The organism is Yersinia frederiksenii ATCC 33641, assembly GCF_000754805.1.
Classification (GTDB): Bacteria; Pseudomonadota; Gammaproteobacteria; order Enterobacterales; family Enterobacteriaceae; genus Yersinia; species Yersinia frederiksenii.
The window spans coordinates 3,061,679-3,082,346 of the sequence record NZ_KN150731.1; the positions used below are offsets into that span (position 1 = coordinate 3,061,679).

Genomic DNA, 20,668 nt, shown 5'->3' on the forward strand with positions numbered 1-20,668 from the left:
TAAAACGCTATGGGTCAGTGCTATTGATGCCAGTTAACTCAAGGCATAGTTATTATAATAGCCGCCAAAATGCTTCAATCAGCGGTTCATCGAGCCGCTTTTTGGGCACACAAACACCTAACTCAAAGGGTTCGACCAGCGAGATATCATCCAATAGAGAGATTCGATTACGTACCGGTTCCGGGCTGTTATCGACGACCACCGATGGAATCAACGCCACGCCACATCCTAACGCCACCATCGACACAATAGCCTCATGACCGGAAACGGTAGCATATATCAATGGGTTAGTGATGCGTTGGCGGCGGAACCACAAATCAATACGTTTTCGTGATGGGCCGTGTTCCGGCAAAATAAAGGGAACATTGGCCCAGTCTGGCTGCTCAACCGACACTAACTCTCGTACTGCACAGGGGAGAGCCGGGGCAATTAACACCAATGGGATCTCGCCAATTTGGGTAAAGGCCACGCTGGTGGGTAAAACTTCAGGGCGACCGGCAATCCCCAAATCAGCTTCATTGGATTGCACTTTATCGACAGCATCGGCCGCATCGCCAGTGGTGAGTTTGATTTCAACCAGTGGATGGCGGGCTCGGAAACGATCGAGAATGGGCGGCAAATGGCTGTAAGCGGCAGTGACCGAGCAAAATAACCGCAACTCTCCACTTAATGACGGGCCATGTTGGCCTAATGCATGAAGTAATTGCTGATATTGTAGCAAGGTTTGTTGAGCAAAAGCCTTCAGCTGAGTACCGGCATCCGTCAATTGTACTGTGCGGTTATCACGCAAAAATAGCGGTTGGCCGATAGTCTCTTCTAGCCGCTGGATCTGGCGCGACAAGGTGGATGGACTGACGTGCATGGCCTTGGCTGAGCGGCCAAAATGGCGGCTTTCAGCCAAATGCAGGAATAATTTTAGGTCGCGTAAATCCATAGCCGCTTGCCCTCGCGGGGAATGTGAAAAGAACGTTGCGAAAATTGCAATGTGACATTGTCAATATATCAATTTCCGCAATGGATTTCCTGTCATATAGTGAATTCAAGCTAATCCCTAGCACAGACAGGGGATGTGAAAAATATTCAGCACACAAATACAACATTCGTTTGCAGTAACCAAAAAAAATAGCTGCACCCACAAAACAGAACCCGAACGGAGTAATACCATGGCTAACTATTTCAACACATTGAACCTGCGTCAGCAGTTGGCGCAATTAGGTAAGTGTCGCTTTATGGCACGAGATGAATTCGCCGATGAAGCAGGCTACCTGAAAGGGAAAAAAGTGGTGATTGTCGGCTGTGGCGCACAAGGCTTGAACCAAGGCTTGAACATGCGTGACTCCGGTTTGGATGTGGCTTATGCCCTGCGTAAAGAAGCGATTGCCGAGAAGCGCGCTTCATGGCGTAAAGCGACCGAGAACGGCTTTAAAGTAGGCACCTACGAAGAGTTGATCCCACAGGCAGATTTAGTGGTTAACCTGACGCCAGATAAACAGCATTCTGCGGTAGTGCAGGCGATTCAGCCATTGATGAAAGATGGCGCAGCACTGGGTTATTCTCATGGTTTCAACATCGTTGAAGTGGGCGAGCAAGTGCGCAAAGACATTACGGTGGTGATGGTTGCGCCAAAATGCCCAGGTACCGAAGTTCGTGAAGAATACAAACGTGGTTTTGGTGTGCCGACATTGATCGCGGTTCACCCGGAAAACGACCCTAAAGGCGAAGGTATGGCGATTGCCAAGGCATGGGCTGCGGCGACTGGCGGCCACCGTGCTGGTGTGTTGGAATCCTCTTTTGTGGCTGAAGTGAAGTCTGACTTGATGGGCGAGCAAACTATCCTGTGTGGTATGTTGCAGGCCGGTTCACTGCTGTGCTTCGACAAACTGGTTTCTGAGGGTACCGATGCCGCTTATGCTGAAAAACTGATTCAATTCGGTTGGGAAACCATCACTGAAGCACTGAAACAAGGCGGGATTACGCTGATGATGGACCGTCTGTCCAACCCAGCTAAATTGCGTGCTTATGCGTTGTCCGAGCAACTGAAAGAGATCATGGCACCGCTGTTCCAGAAACATATGGACGATATCATTTCCGGTGCATTCTCCAGCGGGATGATGGCTGATTGGGCTGAAGACGACGTTAAATTGCTGAACTGGCGTGAAGAGACTGGCAGAACAGCATTTGAGAATGCGCCACAATATGAAGGCAAAATCTCTGAGCAAGAATATTTCGACCATGGCGTGTTGATGATTGCGATGGTAAAAGCTGGGGTAGAATTGGCATTCGAAACTATGGTTGATTCAGGCATCATCGAAGAGTCTGCTTATTATGAATCTCTGCATGAGCTGCCATTGATTGCTAACACTATTGCCCGTAAGCGTCTGTATGAGATGAACGTGGTTATCTCTGATACTGCGGAATACGGTAACTACCTGTTTGCTAACGCGGCAGTTCCATTGCTGAAAGGCAAATTCATGGATTCTCTGCAAGCCGGGGACTTAGGTAAAAGTATTGCCGGTACAGCGGTAGATAATGCTCAACTGCGCGATGTTAACGAAGCCATTCGCAATCACCCAATCGAAGCTGTAGGCCATAAGCTGCGTGGGTATATGACCGATATGAAACGTATCGCAGTTGCGGGTTAATCAAGCTATCTGACTTGCCTGGCGGGTTTATATCCCGCCATGACTCAACTCTATTGTAGATTACTGCTAAAAGCCTTCGAGTTCCCTAAATCATCAATTAAGACAAAGTTGACCGTGTTACTGCCAGTAATTGGTGAGCGGTTGAGTGGAAAGTCGAGTGCAGAAAAAGGCGCTATCATCTCCGGTAAGCTTTCTGCCGCACCTAATGTCAGAGAGGCTAATGATGCATAATAAGGCGTCGGGTTATTAACCTTAACCAAGGCCGTATTATCGTTACGAGCTAACGTAAACGTTAATGCTTTACTCAGTGTTTCACCCGGTGCAGGTAAATTCTTAGGGCGGTAAAATACTTTGTATTGCATGCGCAAGGCTAATGTAACGAAAGATTCGTCCTCAACTTTAGTGACAGCCTTAGGGGGAATTTCGTAAACATTAAGCCAAAATGCAGATTCCCTATCCGCCGGTAATTTACTGGCACCGGATAAAATTAACCGCAGGCTGCGCTGTGCCTGTGGTTGTAGCCGAAACAGTGGAGGGAGCACCAATACAGGCGAAATGGCTTTCTCCGGCGTTGCCATCAAGTCACCGTCATCTACCCAAACCTGTACCGCTACCGGATAATTATTGCTGTTAACCAGTTGCAGTGATTCTTCAGTGCTACCTCCACTGAAGATAATACGTGTCCTCTCTGCAATCACGCTTGCCATGGCTGGCACACTCCAAGTCACCATTAGCAATAGCAGTAAACTCACAATCCCGCTATTGATGTGCTTGAAAGGCTTGTTATTGGATACGGATAACCACTTGCGCATGCGCATTCACAGCTCCTGGCGTCACAGTTTGCCCGCTGATTTTGCTTAACTCAGCCCGAAAATTCTCAGTGTAACTATTGCCCCCGCTCACCGCGCCGGTTATTTCTTGTGCGCCTTGGAAGATGCCATACCAGCCGCCACTATTGCCCGTCAGTGTGACATTTTTTGATAACAGATTGATCGGACTATTATTGCGGTAAATACGAATCCCGACGCCACTTGCTGTACCAGAAGCGCCATAATTATCAGATACCAAATGACTGATTCCCCCACTGCCATTCATTAATCCCAATGATTGGGCTTTGGCGGCATTAGCCGCAGGGACCAAAAAGCCCATTGCTACCGTCCCTGCGGTAACACCAGAGGTAATGCCCGTTTGGCACTGAAAATCCACGCTAAACTCAGCTGAGCTGGTATTGCCACCATTGAGTTCTGCGACAGAAATTCTGGGTAATATCACCGTCGGTGTGAAATTGGTAACTGCGCAAATCGTGGTGCGGCGAAAAGTAACATAGTTGTACAGCCCTATCGATGCCGGCCAGGTATCATACCAACCGGGCCAGTTCGCTACCGAGTCAGTACCTTCAACGGGGCCATTGATGCCAGGCCCTTTAAAGGCGATATAGGCATGTGGCTGGGTATAAGCGTAGGCATAAGAGGCTGCATTATTTGTCGCAGCTCGGGCATAATCAATACGAAATAGCTCGGTATACAGATTACTGAAGTTTTTCGCTTTGACCAGAATACGTCCAGTGCTGTCCTTATCAAGATCGGTTAAGCGGCGACCTTTCCATAAGCGAGAATAATACTCACCAGTAGATAAGTTTGTTAGCCTGATAACAACATTGCGGACATAGGTGGCAAAACCAGAGGGAACGTTGCCTGCAATTTTTCCATCTTCATTCTTGCCGCCAAAATCATTATCGCCGTTAGTGGCATACATCTCAAACAGCTGATCAACATCGGCGGCCGCACAGCGGAATAGCACCCGTTCAGGGTCATACCCGGTATTCAAAGCAAAAGTCGTAAAGTTTGATGTGGCAGCCGCTAATAACGTACCGTCCGGTTGGAAATTTGCATTGGTGCTAAGGTCAATAACACCCGGCAAACCGAGTGAACCGTTATTGTAATCCAGAGAACCGGCCCATGCACTGGCAGTGCCATCACCGGCCCCAAGCTGGCTTTGCAGGGTAATTTTGGTGCAGGCCGACCAGGCAGATGTACTGCTCAGGCCGACCAGTAGCATCATGCCGGCCACAACGGCTGGATAACGGTAATGGGTGGCAGTCGTTGGCCGTGAGACTTCGCAAGACATTAACTGCTTCGTTGGTCTTAACATTATTTTTCTCATAATTGTTAACGGCGGCAACTGCCTGTTATGTGAATAATATCTTGTTCGGTATCTTGGTCGTTAAAGGAGTAAGGTAGCTCGCACTGCTCACCGCTATTCTCACCCCAGCGCACATAAAGTGAACCTTTTTTGTCTTTCACGCGAACATAGACCTGGTTACCTTGACCCACCATACCGACAATTTCATCTTTGCTGTTATATACATCTGCACCCAGCGGCAATCCTTCATCATTAGCAGTTTGGGTTTGAATTAACACTGCATACCCTGTCAAGGTTTCAAATTTTACTTTTACTGCTGCTCCAGCATATGGCACCACGCGGCCCTGATTCTCTTTTAGCTCAGTGTTGCGATTAATGCCTTTGGTATCCAACGCTACTGTATTGTAATTATACGGTGTTAATGCAGGGACCAGAGCAAAGCCGTTATTATCAATCCTCGCTCCTTGTGCATTGCGAACGGTCGCACCTTGCGCACCATCCGCTTCAATCAAGCCAAAGGTTTCACCAAGATAAGGTCCAAGTGTCACACCCTTGCTGTGTATTACCGCTGCACCACGAGCTCCGGCACCATATTGGGTGTAATTACTCCCGCGTGAATAGTTGCCATTAACGGTCGCATTAGGGAATTGTTGTTGCACATTGGCCCCCCAACTTGTCGAGCTGCTACTGACATTACTGTCGTCATAGCCTGCATTGACAGAATAGTTAAAGCTATTGCGCTCACCCGCAGCACCCGATAATGATGTCTGGTAGTTATTACCACTTTTTGGATTACGGTTGGCTGACATGGATAAGTATTGATTTCTATTACCGATATTCAGCGGAATGGATACCGTTAATGTCGCAATATTTTCAGTATTACCATAGCGAGTTGAAGTCGTGGTTTCATTGGTGTCATCGTTCTCCCAATTATACATGGTCGAGGTATACACGCTGCGCTGGCGGCTGATCGCCACGTTGTAACTGATATCGCGGTAATTATTTGAATAACCTAGCTGTAACTGGGTGTCTCTCTGGGTATCGTTATAATAATCACTGGTTGAGGCTGAGGCGAACAGCTGGCCAAAATTACCCAAATTCTGATTGATCGTGGTGGTAAATTGGCTGCGTTGTTTATAGGTCGATGAATCCCATGTCCCACCCTCTTTTTGTACAGAACGAACACCGAACACATCATTTAAATCACGATACCCCTTGGTAGAATAGCGATACCCTGCCAATGAGAATGTTGTTCCAGTTTCACTGAATGTTTGGCTATATGTCGCCTGCATCCGCCAGCCATCCTGAGTATTATTATCTTCAACTTTGGCGTGGGAGTAAGTGGTATTAAGGCCAAATGCGCCAATAGGTGTCCCCAGGACCCCTCCTGCCAGCACTGCCGTGTAATCTTTCGCTAAACGCAGACCGCTGTTAGCTGTTAACTGATTTGTGAGACCGCGCTCATAAGTAAAATCAGTGAAATAATTGTCTATATCGGTGAAATCGCGCGATTCCCCTGCAACGGCGCTATAACGGCTGACTCCTGGACGCATTGAATCAGGAACTGCACTGAATGGCACAGTAAATGTCGAGCGGCTACCATTGGCCTCTATCACTTCAACATTGAGGTCACCCTGGCTTGTGGTGCTGTACAAATCATTAATAATAAATGGGCCGGGGGCAACGTTGGTTTCATAGATTTCACGCCCATTCTGGCGAATAATAACCCGCGCATTAGTACTGGCTACGCCACGGACTTCAGGGGCAAAGCCACGCATTGATTCTGGCCACATACGCTGGTCTGTCGCCATTTTCGCTCCACGAAATGACATGGTGCCAAATAATGTACTGTCGGTGAAGGTTTCACCCAGCGTTAATTGACTATCCAATTGTTGGATAGGGCGTTGCAGATAAGTACGAATATTATTCCATTGGGTATCGCTGCCATTGTTATTATTGGAATAACGCACGTTTGACTGTTGACGTATTTGCCACAGACCCAAGTTGAGGCCACTTTTTAAACCCATAAATGCATAATCAGAGGTGCTATTTTGCAGTTGAGATTTTGTGTCACTACGATAAAAGTTGGTGCTGTAATTAACGAATACGAGTTTTTCACCTTCTTCCCATTCGCTCCGCTCAATATAACCTCTAGGCCGTTTTTGTAATAAGGCTTGTGGAATTGACAGCTCTAACCGTAATTTGGCCTGATCAAAATGAAAAGATGCCCCTTTTACCCGCTCGGCCAAGGGGATACATTGCTCTGTTGGTGGGGGGACAGAATCGGAAGTTGATTCTGTCTCAGTCGTATGAGGCATTTGGGGAGCAATATTACTTTTGTCGGTCAGTTCAATGCCCGCCGCAGTTAAAAATTCATCATTCAGGCAGGGATAAACCTCTGACGAATCAGCATTCTTTACAAATTGAATAGTCGTACGTTTTAATGGTCTGTTATTAACCAAGACATCGACAGCATCGTAACTTCCGGCGGTCACTGAATTTTCTTTATTCAGCTGATCCAAACCTGAAGCGAATTTTGTACCTAAAAAGAGAGATTCATCAAATTCGAGATTTTGTGGCTCTCCTTGGGCCAAAGCAGCATCAACATGTAAAATCAAAGTAATACATAACGTTAATGCTGTTTTGCGACCAGAGAACGTTTTTTTTAGAGTAACTCGAGTAAACCCCATAAATATTCCTTTGCCGGGAAGATACTACTGAATTTTATAACTGCCGGTATCTTGCCCGCCAAAATCGTTCACTATTAAGAAATTAACCGTAGCATTAGAAGGTGCAGATGAATTTGGGATAATCCATTGAGCTTGAGACATTGGTGCGATCATCTCTGATTTCATTTTGAGTTTTTTACCTGCCCCAACGACCTCACCACTGGCAAGGGTGGCATAGAAACCTGTTGGGTTTTTCCCCGTGACAACAACATCTTTACCTTGTTGACGAACACTAAAAGTGAGAGCACTGGATACCTGGTCAACTCGGCCCGCAATACTTTCTGGACGATAAAAGACTTTAATGCGGTTACGCATCAGCACTAACATTTTATTATTTTTTTCTGCTTTATTGACGGGGGGGACTTGTAAGAAATTTAGGTAGAAAACAGATTCTCTATCCGTTGGTAAGCCACTGCCCGTATATTTCAAGCGCAATGTTTGACCCGCATTTGCTTCAATACGAAAGAACGGAGGCGTGACAATAAAAGGGGCTTTGCCTGTTTCTGGTGTTGATTTGGCATCACCACTGTCTAACCAAACCTGAACAGCGTTAGGAAAATTGTCATTATTGGTTAATTGTACACTGTGCTCTTTCTCGCCCGCCGAATATATAATACGGCTACCATTCATAACGACACTGGCGTTAGCAAAAGAGATCCCCATAAAAATGAATAAAGCAATAAACAGATAACGGTAACTATGTATATTAATCGTCATGGGGATATCCTCTGAAGAAACGAGTAAATGGTTATGTTGTGGTATTTAGACGGCAGAAAAGACGCTATGCACATTCACCCGAATCACTGACAGCTAAAGTGGTTCGGGATCCCGGTGCTTGCGACTTCCTGCAATGCTATTTACTTTGAGGATATCCTATCCAGTAATACTGATATTACAGGTAAGAGACTGCGTATTGTACCGATGCAATCACAGAACCAGGGCCCGCTTGCCCAGTTGCATAATATTGAACTGCAAAATCATGTTCTGCTGAGGTCTCACCTGCTTTCAACACTATACCATCTTGCGCCAAACCACTATTCAGATCGATACCTGCTGTGGTGGTTGTGTCTTTCAACAATTGAAGCTCAACGTTAGAGGCAGTGCCTGTATTCTTTAAATTACCGCTAGCTGAAACTTGGTTGCCGAGGAAAACAGTTTTGATATCAATATCATCAACCCCTGGAGCACAACCAGTAACACCCAGAGTAAAGGCTGTTTTACCTGCAGTTTTGCCAGAGACGTCTAAATCGCTACTGGATACTGTTGGCAATAATACCATTGGGTTAGCATCAGCCCCATTCACAGTAACTGAACAGGTTTGTGCTGTTACTTCCCCTTGGAAAGTAATTGTATTATTACTGGCAGCCATGGCAACAGTTGTAGATGCAGAGAATAATGCGATAGCCAAAGTAATCTTATTCATTTAAAACTCCAATATAATAATTAGATATAAATCAAACGTTCACTCGATCTTAAAATAAGAGTGAATGTTTAAATTAATAATATGAAGTGGTTAATGACTATATGTACGAATGTAATTCGATTATACTCGTCAGCTTTCCACGTATTTTTACTGAAAGTAATTTAGTGGTAATTATTTTGACCACGTCGGTTACTTGATGGTTAAATAATATAGAAAGTGGGTTTGATTGCACATAGGATAATCACACCGATTTATGTGGGATTTTTCCTACAAAATTTAAAGATCACATATATTTAATTCAACCAATTGATTATAAAGGTAATTTTTTAATTCAAAAAAGTAACTAATGAGATCTTTCTTGTTGTTTTTACTGCAAGACCTGTTCTTGTCGCTATTTTGACTCTATGAAAAGTGCCGTTATTGATATAGTTACGACGTCTATTTATAAATATAATCAGTTTTTTACTGTAATGATTGAAACAGTTATGGGGGTTAATGGTATTTCGTCGCTATTCTGAAATACAGTGTTATATATGTTGCGCCAGAGAGGAGATCGAGAGGCTAGGGAGGTATTTGCGCCACCTATATAAGGCAGCGCACGACTCACTTAGTTACGGTATAACACTTTAATGATGTGATAACCGAATTGGGTCTTTACTGGGCCATAAGGTTGCAGCAATTCACAGCTAAATACCGCTTTATCGAACGCCGGAACCATATCCCCTTTATTGAACTCACCCAAGTCGCCACCGTTACGTTTTGATGGGCAGTTAGAGAACTTTTTCGCTAACTCTTGGAAATTAGCACCATTATTCAACTGTGCCAGAATATCATTCGCCTGCTTTTCATCATCAACCAGAATGTGCAGCGCGGAAGCTTTGTTTGCCATAGTAACAATCACCACTAATTTATTGAGTCTTGAAGGAAGATTATCTTCAATAGGGTTTCGAAGCGCGCCAGTGTAGCTTATTTTGATGGTGATGGGACCCTTGTAGGCGGTGTTTTACAAATCAAAAACTGCAGGTGGTTTTTTTTCATTGGCCGCTTTCTGCTACAATCCTGTTCCTCCTTGTTAACCCACAGAGCTTTCGAGTGTCATGCAATTAAATCCCAGCCAACAACAAGCCGTCGAATTTGTCACTGGACCCTGTCTGGTGTTGGCCGGTGCGGGATCGGGCAAAACCCGGGTCATTACTAACAAGATTGCCCATTTGATTCGCCAGTGCGGTTATCAGCCAAAACATATTGCTGCGGTGACCTTTACCAACAAAGCGGCGCGCGAGATGAAAGAGCGTGTGGCTCAAACTCTGGGGCGAAAAGAAGCACGGGGGCTGATGATTGCAACCTTCCATACTTTGGGGCTGGAAATCATCAAAAAAGAGTATGCGGCGTTGGGGATGAAATCGAATTTCTCGCTGTTCGATGCACAAGATCAGCTAGGTCTGTTGAAAGATCTGACCCATAAGTGGCTGGAAGACGACAAAACATTATTGCAACAGCTGATATCCCAGATCTCCAACTGGAAAAATGATCTGCTCTCCCCAGCCGCTGCTGCGGCATTGGCACGATCCGAGCGCGATAAGCTATTTGTTCATTGCTATGGCTTATATGACGCCCATTTGAAAGCTTGCAACGTGTTGGATTTTGACGACCTTATCTCTTTGCCGACATTGTTGCTGCAAAATAATCTGGAAGTGCGCGAGCGCTGGCAAAATCGTCTACGTTATCTATTAGTAGATGAATATCAAGATACTAATACTAGCCAATATCAAATGGTTAAATTATTGGTCGGCAGCCGGGCTCGCTTTACGGTAGTGGGTGATGATGACCAATCGATCTATTCATGGCGCGGTGCAAGACCACAGAATTTAGTCTTGTTGAATGAGGATTTCCCGCAGCTACAAGTGATCAAGCTTGAGCAGAATTACCGCTCTTCTGGCCGAATCCTCAAAGCGGCAAACATTTTGATCGCCAATAACCCCCACGTTTTTGAAAAACGGCTGTTTTCTGAGCTGGAATATGGTGATGAACTGAAAGTCATTACTGCCAATAATGAAGATCATGAGGCTGAGAGAGTAGTCGGTGAACTTATCGCCCATCACTTTGTTAAAAAGACGCAATATAGCGACTATGCCATCTTGTACCGTGGCAACCATCAGTCGCGCTTATTTGAAAAACTGTTGATGCAGAACCGTATCCCTTACCGTATTTCAGGGGGCGATTCATTCTTTTCCCGGCCGGAAATCAAAGACTTATTGGCTTATTTGCGAGTATTGACCAATCAGGACGATGACAGTGCATTCTTACGTATCGTGAATACGCCGAAACGTGAAATAGGTTCAGCGACAATTCAAAAGTTGGGTGAATGGGCCAATGTGCGCAATAAAAGTTTGTTCCGTGCCAGCTTTGACTTGGGGCTGGGCGAGCATTTGAAAGGGCGTGGTTTAGAGTCATTACAGCGTTTTACGCATTGGATGGACGGAATTATTCGGTTGGTAGAACGTGAGCCGGTGGCGGCGGTACGGGATTTAATCCACGGCATTGATTATGAGAGTTGGCTGTTCGAAACTTCTCCGAGTCCGAAAGCCGCTGAAATGCGAATGAAAAACGTGAATCTATTATTCAGTTGGATGACCGAAATGCTGGAAGGGTCGGAACTGAATGAGCCGATGACACTAACCCAAGTTGTCACGCGTTTTACCCTGCGCGACATGATGGAGCGCGGGGAGAGTGACGAAGAATTAGATCAAGTGCAACTCATGACGCTGCATGCTTCAAAAGGGTTGGAATTCCCTTATGTGTTCTTAGTTGGTATGGAAGAAGGTTTGTTGCCACACCAAAGCAGCATTGATGAAGATAATGTGGATGAAGAGCGGCGGTTGGCATATGTGGGGATTACTCGTGCTCAGCGCGAGCTGTTCTTCACTTTGTGCAAAGAGCGGCGTCAGTATGGTGAGTTGATCCGGCCAGAGCCTAGCCGTTTCCTGATGGAGTTACCGCAGGATGATTTGCAATGGGAAAATGAGCGCAAAGTTGTTAGCCCGCAAGAGCGAATGCAAAAAGGGCAGAGTCATCTGGCCAATATTCGTGCTCAATTAGCGAAAGCCAAAAAATAGTTGTGAATGTAACGAAATAATCACGGGCGGCTATCAATTCCCGCCCGTTTCTTATCGATTAAAACTAAGCTATGCAGGCACTAAGGTGTGACGGGTTTGCCATCAACCGTGACATTTTGTATCTCACTGAAGTGCCAAGGTGTATCGCCGCGCAATTCAGTGAAAGTCACTTTATTGAATTCACTGTCACGCAAGTCACTGATAGCCGTCGGGGTAACATTGTTAAGTTGCACATTGTTAACGTGCACTAAGCGGTGCCAGGCTTTATTGGCAGTATCCCCTTTGATTTCAATGGACGCATTCTTGCCAGTAGTATTATCCACCGTCACATTTTTTATCGTGAAATCATAGAACTGAGCTGGGGTCTTGGCGGGGGGATAATCGATATTGGCATTACTATCAGCATAATCCAATGTCATTACCATCACCTGTTTAGCCAAGTCGCGCATGGCATTATTACGGAAAGTTACATTACGTGCCCCGCCGCCAATGGTGCTGGTGCTCTTGGCTCGCAGGCCAATGTCAGTCAGATACATGACATTATTTTCAGCCAAAATATCTTCAATCCAAGCCCCAGTATGGCTGCCAGTGACCACTGCACCATGTCCCATGCGGAAATAGTTATTAAACAACCATGCGCCTTTCATTGGCTCTTGCTGTTGCGCCTTTTCCCCAGTGCCCGCCGCAAAATTGATGCAGTCATCGCCGGTATCAAAGAAATTATTAAACACCATGACATTTTGGCTATTGCCAAATTCAATGCCATCGCCATTATTCGCATCATATGTTTGATGGATTAACCCATTGGCGACAACATTATGATTTTCCAGATTCATAATGCCGTGGAAAGCGGGGTTACGTACGGTAAAGCCCGCCAGATAGACGTTTTCTACCCCACGTAAGGTCATCAAACTAGAGCGGCGTTGACCATAAGCATTTTTCAAATCCATACCTTCAGAAACAGCCTTCTCAACCTGATTTTTGGCCAGAATGCCATCTTCATGTACTTTGCTGTTCTTACTGGCAACATATTGCGGTAATGGATGGCCTAATTCGTCTGTAATCTCAGCGGTTTTCGCGCGCAGCCAACCATTGCCATCAATGATCCCTGAACCGGTAATGCGGATATTACGGAATGTGCCGGGTTTGCTGTTATTTGGGTCGATGGCATTGATCAGTGAAGCTGGGCGCTCAATAGTGGAATAAGGATACAGACGGTAACCTGCTGGATAATCTTCTGGATTTTCTGAGCCCAGCAATGTGGCCCCGGCTTGTAGGTTGAGGGTCATATCGCTTTTCAGCCACAACGCGCCACTTTTGTAGATACCTGCAGGAATTTCAATGCGACAACCTGGTTTACAACTATCAATTGCCTGCTGTATCGCCTTTGTATTCAGAGTCTTACCATCATCAACTGCGCCGAAGTCACGTACATTCACAATCTGTGGTTTGGCGGTGGTTTTTGCCGTGATGGGCTTGCTGGCCGCAGATAAAGAACCATCAGCGTATTGTGCTTTCACCGTAAATTGGTAGTTGGTGTCAGGTTTAAGGCCCACAGCTGTAAAGTTCTGCATCACGATTTTATGCTGAAAATTATCTTTATCATTGGCATAGAAATTCGTGATATAGGGCTTGGCTGGTGAGAATTTATCATTGTTGTCGTTGGCGCTACCTAACAATTTTCCAGCAGAATAAATCTGATAGTCGACAATTTTGCGAGTATCTTCAGGTGCTTTCCACACTAGAACAATGCTGCTTTCGTCATAGGCTAGAGTGGGCACCTGCACTTGCATAGGAGCATCGTGACTATTTGATTTGGCAGCCATCGCCATGGGAGTGCCAACCATCAGGCCGGAAATAATCACCAGCATACTTGCAGTATGGTGGCGTTGAAGCTGTGCTCGCATTTTTGTTCCTCATCAATGAGATTAAGCAATTTGGACGCAGCGTTCTTCCCCTGAAGGTGACGTATAAAGTAAATGACTCAATAAAGAAACGCTGTTTTATAAAAATACACACATTGTTTCTATTTTAAGCTGGCGACGATCACATTCTGATATTTTTGCTTTATTTTGTAAGAAGTAACAGCAGCGAGATACAGATTTTAGAGGGGGATATAAAGAACAGTTGGGTAGCCAAAGGCCACCCAATAACATGAAAACTTAATTGAGTTCTTCTAGCAATAGAGGCCATTGGACATAGCTCTGCCAATGACTTTCTTGTTCTAATGCTTCGGCCCGATAAGGATGTTGTTGCAACCAGCCCTTAGGCAGCAGCACATAAAGTTCCTCGCCATTCGCCCGCAACCTGACGGCCGGTAAAGTGTCATCCCGTCGACGGCTAGAGAAAATAATTGCCAGACGCAGTATACGGCACAGATGCTGTGCCATATCTACCGGTAAAGCATTTTGATGATTTAACAGCGACAGGTCGAGAGTATCACTCTGATTTTGTAACAGGGCAGAAAGCAGCAACTTTTGAGCAGGGGTAAAACCAGGTAGATCCAGATTACGGATCAGGTAAGCAGCATGTTGGGGAGCTCGTTTAAAATCGACACTTAGACCGATTTCATGAATCAAACAGGCATTTTGCAATAACTCCCGACATCGGCTATCGAGATGCCACTCTTTTTCTACCTGAAGCAAAAAGTTATCAGCCAATTTACTGACACGCTTAGCTTGTTCAGTATCGAGTAAATAGCGGCGCTGCAAATTTCGCACCGTTCGGCTGCGAATATCTTGCTCAACCGGTAAATGAAGCATGCCATAGACCAGCCCTTCACGCAGCGCGCCGCCTGCCAGTGTCATGCTTTCAATTGCCAATTCCTGGAATATCGCAATTAAAATAGAGAGGCCACTGGGGAAAACCAGTGCCCGTTCCAGAGTTAAACCAGGGATTTCCAGCTCTTCTAGCTTGCCGCACTGAATGGCTCTTTGTTTGAGCTGTTGCAATTTAGCTAAGGTGATCAGCTCGTCCATCCCCTGAGCAACCATGATTTCTTGCAGCGCCTGGACGGTACCTGAGGCTCCGACACAGATTTGCCAGCCATGATCACGAAAACGCTTGGCGACGGGTTTGATCATCTCACGGGCGGCCAGTTCAGCACGTTCAAAATTGTCTTTTGCCAGATTGCGGTCACTAAAGTAACGCTCCAGCCAGGTGACACAACCCATTGATAAACTGACCAGAATATTCGCCTGCGCGCCATTGCCAGTCACGAGTTCAGTACTGCCACCGCCAATATCGACCACCAGACGCTGCTCTGGACCACCGGTGGTATGTGCCACGCCGTGATAAATTAGGCGTGCTTCCTCTTCACCACTGATAACCTGAATCGGGCAACCGAGGATCTCGGTTGCAGTTTGCAGGAACTCTTCAGCATTTGAAGCCAGACGCAGAGTAGCTGTTGCCACCACACGGATCTGATCCAGAGGAATATCTTGTAAACGCTCTGAAAAAAGTTTCAGACATTGCCAGCCACGTTCCATCGCTTCTTGCGATAAGTGATTCTGGGTATCCAAACCGGCAGCCAAACGGACTTTCCGCTTGATGCGAGCCAGTGTTTGAATGCTGCCTGCCACCTCACGTACTACCAACATGTGAAAACTGTTGGAGCCAAGATCGATGGCAGCATAAAGTGAGGTGGAACTTAGCATCATTTATCAGCTCGGTCGCTTACGGTTATTCCGTGGTGCACCACTACGGCGTGGAGCAGAATTACGGCGTGGGCCATTCCCGGTACGGGTACGGGCCAGACGTTTTGGCGCCGGCAAATCTGTTAATAGCGCATCGCTATTATATTTACTTACCGGAATGCTATGACCGGTGTAGGTCTCAATAGCCGGTAAGTTTAATGCATACTCTTCACATGCCAGACTGATGGAATGACCACTTTCGCCAGCACGACCGGTACGGCCAATGCGGTGCACATAGTCTTCGCAATCATCTGGTAAGTCATAGTTAAAGACATGGGTCACCAGTGGTATATGCAGACCACGGGCGGCAACATCGGTCGCAACCAGAATATCTAAATCACCTTTGGTGAAATCTTCCAGAATACGCAGACGTTTTTTCTGCGCGACATCACCGGTCAACAGACCGACACGATGACCATCAGCAGCCAAATGGCCCCAGATCTCTTCGCAACGATGTTTAGTATTCGCAAAAATAATGCAGCGGTCTGGCCACTCTTCTTCAATCAACGTCTGAAGCAGACGCATTTTTTCTTCATTTGAAGGATAGAATAGCTCTTCTTGGATGCGGTGACCGGTTTTTTGTAACGGTTCCACTTCAACATATTCTGCGTTATTCATTTGCTCGAATGCCAATTCACGTACCCGGTACGAGAGAGTGGCAGAGAACAACATGTTTAAGCGCTTATCAACAGAAGGCATGCGGCGGAACAACCAGCGGATATCTTTAATAAAGCCTAAATCGTACATCCGATCCGCTTCATCCAAGACCACAACCTGAATTGCGCCAAGATTAATGTAATTTTGTTTTGCGTAGTCGATTAAACGGCCAGTGGTGCCGATCAGAATATCAACGCCACTTTCTAGCACTTTAAGCTGTTTGTCGTAGCCGTCACCACCATAAGCCAAGCCTAATTTCAGCCCGGTCATCTGAGAAAGTGATTCTGCATCGGAGTGAATTTGCACTGCTAATTCACGCGTTGGTGCCATAATCAACGCGCGTGGTTGATTAGTCTGGCGACCCTCTTCTGCCGGGTGAGAAAGCAAATAATGGAAAGTAGACGCTAAGAATGCCAGCGTCTTGCCGGTTCCTGTTTGCGCCTGACCCGCTACATCACGCCCGGATAGGGTGAGTGGCAATGCTAACGCCTGGATAGGCGTGCAATATTGAAACCCTTTGTTTTCAAGGGCTTCAATAACTAGCGGGTGCAGGGCGAAGTCGGAAAACTTCTGTTCGGTCAAGTGTGTTTTGCTCATAGTGTGGTAGAATATCAGCTAACTATTGCTTTACGAAAGCGTATCCGGTGAAATAAAGTCATCCTATTGTTGGTTAATGCTACACCAACGAGGTAGACACAATCCTTTGGAGTAGAACATGAGCGATAAAATTATTCACCTGAGTGACGACAGCTTCGACACTGACGTGCTGAAAGCCAGCGGCCTGGTTCTGGTCGATTTCTGGGCTGAATGGTGTGGTCCGTGCAAGATGATTGCTCCGATTTTGGATGAAATTGCTGAAGAGTATGAAGGCAGACTGACCATCACTAAATTGAATATTGATGAAAACCAGGGCACGGCACCCAAATATGGTATCCGTGGTATCCCTACGTTGTTGTTGTTCCGTGACGGTGAAGTTGTGGCCACCAAGGTTGGCGCCTTGTCTAAAGGTCAGCTCAAAGCCTTCTTGGATGCAAATCTGTAAGCGGCGTTAAATCGCCTACACCCCACGACATTGGCGTTACAGCAAGGCTGAACACGAACAAGTCCCGATAAGCTGACTCAGGTTGGTGATTCGGGTGAGTAAGTGCAGCTAACGGTGCTGCGGCTTCAAGGCCGTCGGGTGTGTCTAGCGGCAGTTGTGATTTCTCACACTGACCGCTAGACGCCTGCAAAGAAGCGTGTTAAGTTTACCTCACTGCGTATAGAACATTCCTGTGTATTGAGTCCGGGTTTGTAGCATCTAGCTTATTCTTTAGTACCTAAGAAATAGTCTGTAGCATCTAAATAGTTTGAATCTAAAGTTTTACTCTATGTCGAAATGATTTGTGTTGAGAATATGTATGAACTCAATCGGTTTTTGACAGTCTAGTGTTTTACAAAATCAGTCTAAGGCACCTTCAATCTTTATACCGTTGTGTCGCACAAATCTTGCGTAAGTGATTACTTGCGTGGTTTGTCCAAGTCCGGTGATTGAATGTCCCGTTAAACAGGCACGGATGACGCTGCCATACCATTCACGACCATAGTTCGAGACATACCCCGAGTTTAAGAACCCACCATTATGAATCTTACCGAATTAAAGAACACGCCGGTTTCTGATCTGATAACACTTGGCGAAAATATGGGGCTGGAAAACCTGGCCCGGATGCGTAAACAAGATATTATTTTCTCTATTCTTAAGCAGCATGCGAAAAGTGGAGAAGATATCTTCGGTGACGGTGTGTTGGAGATATTGCAGGATGGATTTGGTTTCCTCCGTTCAGCTGATAGCTCCTACCTCGCCGGTCCCGACGACATCTATGTATCTCCAAGCCAAATTCGCCGTTTCAACCTCCGCACTGGTGATACTGTTGCCGGTAAGATTCGTCCACCGAAAGAAGGTGAGCGTTATTTTGCATTGTTGAAAGTTAACGAAGTTAACTACGACAAACCGGAAAACGCCCGTAATAAAATCTTGTTCGAAAACTTAACTCCATTACATGCCAACTCCCGTTTGCGCATGGAACGAGGCAATGGTTCGACTGAAGATTTAACCGCTCGTGTACTTGATTTGGCATCGCCAATCGGTCGCGGTCAACGTGGTCTGATTGTGGCTCCGCCAAAAGCGGGTAAAACCATGCTGTTGCAAAACATTGCGACCAGCATTGCTTATAACCACCCTGATTGCGTATTGATGGTATTGCTGATTGATGAGCGTCCGGAAGAAGTGACCGAGATGCAACGTCTGGTTAAAGGTGAAGTTATTGCTTCTACTTTTGACGAGCCAGCATCCCGTCACGTTCAAGTTGCAGAAATGGTTATCGAGAAAGCTAAACGTCTGGTTGAGCATAAAAAAGACGTTATCATTTTGCTGGATTCGATTACTCGTCTGGCCCGCGCATATAACACCGTGGTACCTGCTTCAGGCAAAGTCTTGACCGGTGGTGTTGATGCTAACGCCTTGCATCGCCCTAAACGTTTCTTTGGTGCTGCACGTAATGTTGAAGAGGGCGGTAGCCTGACCATCATTGCCACCGCATTGGTTGATACCGGTTCTAAAATGGATGAAGTCATCTATGAAGAATTTAAAGGTACCGGTAACATGGAACTGCATCTGTCACGCAAGATTGCCGAAAAACGCGTGTTCCCGGCGATTGATTTCAACCGTTCAGGTACCCGTAAAGAAGAGCTGTTGACCACCACTGAAGAGCTGCAAAAAATGTGGATCTTACGTCGTATCCTTCATCCAATGGGTGAGATCGATGCAATGGAGTTCCTCATCAGCAAATTGGCTACAGCCAAAACTAACGACCAGTTCTTCGATAACATGAGACGTTCGTAAGTTTAGCTAATTCAATCAAAACGCCACGCTCAGCCGTGGCGTTTTTTGCATTTGGAATATACGATAGTCGGGATTGTTATCCATCATATGGGTGAAAAGATCGAACTCACCACTATTTTTGGACTTATTCTCATTACCAATGAGAAAATACTAAAAATAGAGTTGGGAATAACAAGCAAGGCTGTCATCATATTCAGAAATAACTGAAAGCATGGGGAAGGCATGGTATACGCCAAGCCACATGCTAAGCTGTTGTATCTTTTTTGCAGAGAGCGGTTAAACGTGAACTTACTCACTATGAGTACTGAAATATTTGTTATTTTCCTGTTTTCTCTGGCATTTTTATTTGTTGCTCGCAAAGTTGCCAAGAAAATTGGACTCGTCGATAAACCTAATTATCGTAAACGCCACCAAGGGTTGATTCCATTAGTGGGCGGAATATCCGTGTTTGCGGGTATTTGTTTTACCTTCCTGATTACTAACCAGCAGGTTCCCCATTTCCGTTTATACCTCGGTTGCGCCGGTTTATTGGTGTTTGTTGGGGCTTTAGATGATCGCTTTGATATCAGTGTAAAAATCCGAGCCTTTGTGCAGGCATTGGTCGGTATTGCCATGATGGCGATCGGTGGGCTTTATTTGCGTAGCCTGGGGCATGCTTTTGGTCCATGGGAGATGGTGTTAGGGCCATTCGGTTATGTTGTCACACTGTTTGCGGTATGGGCGGCGATAAATGCGTTCAATATGGTGGATGGTATTGATGGTTTGCTGGGGGGGCTGTCTTGCGTTTCCTTTGGTGCCATGGGTATTTTGCTGTACCAAAGCGGGCAGATGGCATTGGCACTGTGGTGTTTTGCGATGATCGCCGCCATTTTACCGTATATCTTGCTGAACCTTGGTTTATTAGGGCGTCGCTATAAAGTCTTTATGGGGGATGCTGGCAGTACTCTGATTGGTTTTACGGCTATTTGGTTGCTATTGCAAAGTACTCAAGGGAATGCCCATCCGATTAATCCAGTGACTGCATTATGGATTATTGCTATTCCATTGATGGATATGATTGCCATCATGTATCGGCGTTTACGTAAAGGCATGAGTCCTTTCTCACCAGACCGCCAGCATATCCATCATTTGATTATGCGTGCCGGTTTTACGTCTCGGCAGGCTTTTGTCTTAATCACTCTGGCTGCGGCGTTGTTAGCGGCAGTGGGTGTTATTGGAGAACGGCTGGCATTTGTCCCTGAATGGGTAATGTTGGCACTATTCTTGCTTGCATTTCTGTTGTATGGCTATTGCATTAAGCGGGCATGGCGAGTGGCACGTTTTATCAAACGCCTTAAGCGTCGGATGCGTCGTACATCGCAAAATAAGCATGAATCTTAACCA

General features: G+C 45.9%; 15 protein-coding genes. 5 read left to right on the forward strand and 10 right to left on the reverse strand.

The window, feature by feature from the left end; translation table 11 throughout:
- Positions 1-52: 52 nt before the first annotated feature.
- Positions 53-934 (reverse strand): HTH-type transcriptional activator IlvY, encoded by an 882-nt coding sequence (gene ilvY / locus DJ58_RS08230; protein ID WP_004710077.1) that lies wholly within the window; start codon positions 932-934, stop codon positions 53-55.
- A gap of 229 nt (positions 935-1,163) precedes the next feature.
- Between ilvY and ilvC the strand changes: the two genes are divergently transcribed.
- Positions 1,164-2,642, forward strand: a complete 1,479-nt coding sequence (ilvC, locus tag DJ58_RS08225) for a ketol-acid reductoisomerase (RefSeq protein WP_004710080.1) — start codon at positions 1,164-1,166, stop codon at positions 2,640-2,642.
- A gap of 50 nt (positions 2,643-2,692) precedes the next feature.
- Here ilvC and DJ58_RS08220 read toward each other — a convergent pair whose 3' ends face one another.
- The 6 genes from DJ58_RS08220 to ppiC form a co-directional block, all read right to left on the reverse strand.
- Complete coding sequence (locus DJ58_RS08220) at positions 2,693-3,460, reverse strand: fimbrial biogenesis chaperone (protein WP_032911350.1); 768 nt, start codon at positions 3,458-3,460, stop codon at positions 2,693-2,695.
- Positions 3,426-4,703 (reverse strand): fimbrial usher protein StbD, encoded by a 1,278-nt coding sequence (gene stbD / locus DJ58_RS08215; protein WP_172460469.1) that lies wholly within the window; start codon positions 4,701-4,703, stop codon positions 3,426-3,428. The genes DJ58_RS08220 and stbD overlap by 35 nt, the downstream gene beginning before the upstream one ends.
- A gap of 107 nt (positions 4,704-4,810) precedes the next feature.
- Positions 4,811-7,474, reverse strand: a complete 2,664-nt coding sequence (locus DJ58_RS08210) for a fimbria/pilus outer membrane usher protein (RefSeq protein WP_004710087.1) — start codon at positions 7,472-7,474, stop codon at positions 4,811-4,813.
- A 24-nt stretch (positions 7,475-7,498) separates the two neighbouring features.
- Positions 7,499-8,230, reverse strand: a complete 732-nt coding sequence (locus DJ58_RS08205) for a fimbrial biogenesis chaperone (protein WP_004710088.1) — start codon at positions 8,228-8,230, stop codon at positions 7,499-7,501.
- A 175-nt stretch (positions 8,231-8,405) separates the two neighbouring features.
- Positions 8,406-8,936 carry a fimbrial protein gene (locus tag DJ58_RS08200; RefSeq protein WP_004710091.1) on the reverse strand — a complete coding sequence of 177 codons (531 nt, stop codon included), beginning with the start codon at positions 8,934-8,936 and terminating at the stop codon, positions 8,406-8,408.
- 607 nt (positions 8,937-9,543) lie between these two features.
- Positions 9,544-9,840 (reverse strand): peptidylprolyl isomerase PpiC, encoded by a 297-nt coding sequence (gene ppiC / locus DJ58_RS08195; protein WP_004710094.1) that lies wholly within the window; start codon positions 9,838-9,840, stop codon positions 9,544-9,546.
- 193 nt (positions 9,841-10,033) lie between these two features.
- Here ppiC and rep point away from each other — a divergent pair, with 193 nt between their 5' ends.
- Positions 10,034-12,052 carry a DNA helicase Rep gene (gene rep, locus DJ58_RS08190; protein WP_004710096.1) on the forward strand — a complete coding sequence of 673 codons (2,019 nt, stop codon included), beginning with the start codon at positions 10,034-10,036 and terminating at the stop codon, positions 12,050-12,052.
- A gap of 80 nt (positions 12,053-12,132) precedes the next feature.
- Here rep and DJ58_RS08185 read toward each other — a convergent pair whose 3' ends face one another.
- The 3 genes from DJ58_RS08185 to rhlB all read right to left on the reverse strand — a co-directional run bounded on the left by DJ58_RS08185 (position 12,133) and on the right by rhlB (position 17,001).
- Positions 12,133-13,959: a glycosyl hydrolase family 28 protein gene (locus DJ58_RS08185; protein WP_032911351.1), complete on the reverse strand. Its 1,827-nt coding sequence runs from the start codon at positions 13,957-13,959 to the stop codon at positions 12,133-12,135.
- A 255-nt stretch (positions 13,960-14,214) separates the two neighbouring features.
- Complete coding sequence (gene ppx / locus DJ58_RS08180) at positions 14,215-15,708, reverse strand: exopolyphosphatase (protein WP_032911384.1); 1,494 nt, start codon at positions 15,706-15,708, stop codon at positions 14,215-14,217.
- A 6-nt stretch (positions 15,709-15,714) separates the two neighbouring features.
- Positions 15,715-17,001 (reverse strand): ATP-dependent RNA helicase RhlB, encoded by a 1,287-nt coding sequence (gene rhlB / locus DJ58_RS08175; RefSeq protein ID WP_004710099.1) that lies wholly within the window; start codon positions 16,999-17,001, stop codon positions 15,715-15,717.
- A gap of 118 nt (positions 17,002-17,119) precedes the next feature.
- On the opposite strand from rhlB, the gene trxA reads away from it, so the two are divergent.
- From trxA to wecA, 3 genes are all read left to right on the forward strand, one after another.
- A complete protein-coding gene (trxA, locus tag DJ58_RS08170) occupies positions 17,120-17,446 on the forward strand; it encodes a thioredoxin TrxA (RefSeq protein ID WP_004710101.1) in 327 nt (108 codons plus the stop codon).
- A 579-nt stretch (positions 17,447-18,025) separates the two neighbouring features.
- Positions 18,026-19,285, forward strand: coding sequence for a transcription termination factor Rho (gene rho, locus DJ58_RS08165; RefSeq protein WP_004704159.1), 1,260 nt, complete (start codon positions 18,026-18,028; stop codon positions 19,283-19,285).
- Between the two features lie 282 nt (positions 19,286-19,567).
- Positions 19,568-20,665, forward strand: coding sequence for a UDP-N-acetylglucosamine--undecaprenyl-phosphate N-acetylglucosaminephosphotransferase (gene wecA / locus DJ58_RS08160; protein ID WP_032911387.1), 1,098 nt, complete (start codon positions 19,568-19,570; stop codon positions 20,663-20,665).
- The last annotated feature ends 3 nt before the right edge of the window (positions 20,666-20,668 follow it).